Raw genomic sequence first — 2,543 nt, 5'->3', positions numbered from 1 at the left:
GTGGCGGCGGCCGGCGCGGCCGTCCTGATGGTGGTGTACGTCGCGGCCATCAGCTCGGTCTGGGCCCGGGGGCTGTCCATCGACGCTCCCGTTCGAGCTGGGTCAGGTCCGGCTCACCGGCAGCCGATGGCTCGACAACCAGAACCGCACCCTGGCCTACCTCCGCTTCGTCGACGTCGACCGCCTGCTGTACAACTTCCGCGCCAACCACCGGCTCTCCACCAACGCCGCTGCCGCGAACGGCGGTTGGGACGACCCGGGGTTCCCCTTCCGCAGCCACGTGCAGGGCCACTTCCTCTCGGCGTGGGCGCAGGCCGCCGCCGCGCTCGGGGACACCACCTGCCGCGACAAGGCCGACCGGATGGTGGCCGGACTCGCCAGGTGCCAGGCCAACAACGCCGCCGCGGGCTTCTCGGCCGGCTACCTGTCGGGCTTCCCCGAGGCCGACTTCGCCGCCCTCGAAGCGGGCCGGCCGAGCAGCGGCAACGTCCCGTACTACTGCGTCCACAAGACCATGGCCGGCCTGCTCGACGTGTGGCGCCTCCTGGGCAACACCCAGGCCCGCGACGTGCTCCTCGCGCTCGCCGGCTGGGTCGACCGCCGCACCGCCGCGCTGAGCCACGGCACGATGCAGGCGGTGCTGGGCACCGAGTTCGGCGGCATGGGCGAGGTGCTGGCCGATCTCCACCAACAGACCGGTGACACCCGCTGGCTGACGGTGGCTCAGCGGTTCGACCACGCCGCGGTGCTCGACCCGCTCGCCGCGAACCTGGACCAGCTCGACGGCAAGCACGCCAACACCCAGGTGCCCAAGTGGATCGGCGCCGTCCGCGCGTACAAGGCCACCGGGACGACCCGCTACCGCGACATCGCCGCCAACGCCTGGGCGATCACCACCGGCTCGCACACCTACGCCATCGGCGGCAACAGCCAGGCGGAGCACTTCCGGCCCGCGAACGCCATCTCCGGCTACCTCACCGACGACACCTGCGAGCTCTGCAACTCCTACAACATGCTCAAGCTGACCCGGGAGCTGTGGCAGCTGAGCCCGGACCGGGCCCCGTACTTCGACTTCTACGAGAAGACGCTGCTCAACCACGTCCTCGGCGCCCAGAACCCGGCCGACCCGCACGGCCACATCACGTACTTCACCCCGCTCAACCCGGGCGGCCGCCGGGGCAGGGGGCCGGCCTGGGGCGGCGGCACCTGGAGCACCGACTACGGCACGTTCTGGTGCTGCCAGGGAACGGGGGTCGAGTCCAACACCAAGCTGATGGACTCCGTCTACTTCCACGACGGCACCACCCTCACGGTGAACCTGTTCATCCCGTCCGTCCTGGACTGGACCCAGCGGGGCATCACGGTCACCCAGACCACCGCGTTCCCGGCCGAGGACACCACGACGCTCAAGGTCACCGGCAGCGTCGGCGGGACGTGGTCCCTGCGCGTGCGCATCCCCGGGTGGACCTCGGGTGCCGTCGTCAGCGTCAACGGCGTCGCGCAGAGCATCCCGGCCACCCCTGGCACGTACGCCACCCTCACCCGGGCCTGGGCCTCCGGCGACACCGTCACCGTGCAGCTCCCCATGCGGGTGGCCCTCCAGGCCGCCGACGACAACCCCGGTGTCGTCGCGATCACCTACGGCCCGGCCGTCCTGGCGGGCGACTACGGCAGCACCGCGCCGTCCACCCTCCCGGTGCTGGACGCCGCCTCGGTCACCCGGACCAGCGGCACCGCCCTCGCCTTCACGGCCACCGCCGACGGGGCGAAGGTCGACCTCGGCCCGTTCCACGACGCCCAGGGCTTCCACTACACCGTCTACTGGCGGACCGACAGCGCGGGCTTCCGCCTGGTCAACGCGGCCGGCGGACTCGTCCTCGGCATCCGGGACATGTCCACCGCCGACGGCGGCCTCGCCCTGCAGTGGCCCGACACCGGCACCGCCGACCACAACTGGGCCCTCGTCGTCGACGGCACCGCACTGCGGCTGCGCAACGCCAACAGCGGCAAGGTCCTCGGCGTGAAGGACATGTCCACCGCCGACAACGCCCCGGTCCTCCAGTGGGCTGACAACGGCACCGCCGACCACCGGTGGACCGTCGTCGACGCCGGCGACGGCTTCCACCAGGTCCGGAACGTCCACTCCGGCAAGCTGCTCGGCATCGCCGGCGGCTCCACCGCCCAGGGCGCGGCGGCCGTCCAGCTGCCCGACAGCGGTGCCGCCGCCGGCCAGTGGCAGTTCGCCCCCGTCGGCGCCCGGCGGATCCAGAACGTCGCCGGCGGACTCGTCCTCGGCGTGAAGGACATGTCCACCGCCGACGGCGCCCCGGTCCTCCAATGGGCCGACAACGGCACCGCCGACCACCTCTGGACGGCCGTCCTCGACACCGGCGGCTACCTGCGCCTGCGCAACGCCAACAGCGGCAAGGTCCTCGCCGTGGAGAACGGGGCCACCGCCAACGGCGCCCGGATCGTCCAGTGGGCCGACAACGGCGCCGCCGACCACCGGTGGCGCCTGCGCCACGGCGGCGGCGACACCTTCC

The 2,543-nt window shown here is 72.5% G+C and carries 1 protein-coding gene; it reads left to right on the top strand.

All coding sequences use genetic code 11. The features are described 5' to 3' along the window. Nucleotides 1-97: 97 nt before the first annotated feature. On the top strand, nucleotides 98-2,543 hold a 2,446-nt coding region (locus ABZW03_RS39755), incomplete at its 3' end, for a beta-L-arabinofuranosidase domain-containing protein (RefSeq protein WP_355269600.1).

The organism is Kitasatospora sp. NPDC004799 (assembly GCF_040609095.1).
Lineage (GTDB): Bacteria > Actinomycetota > Actinomycetes > Streptomycetales > Streptomycetaceae > Kitasatospora.
Note: the sequence above shows the minus strand (reverse complement) of the source record. Positions and strands in the feature narration are given on the sequence as shown.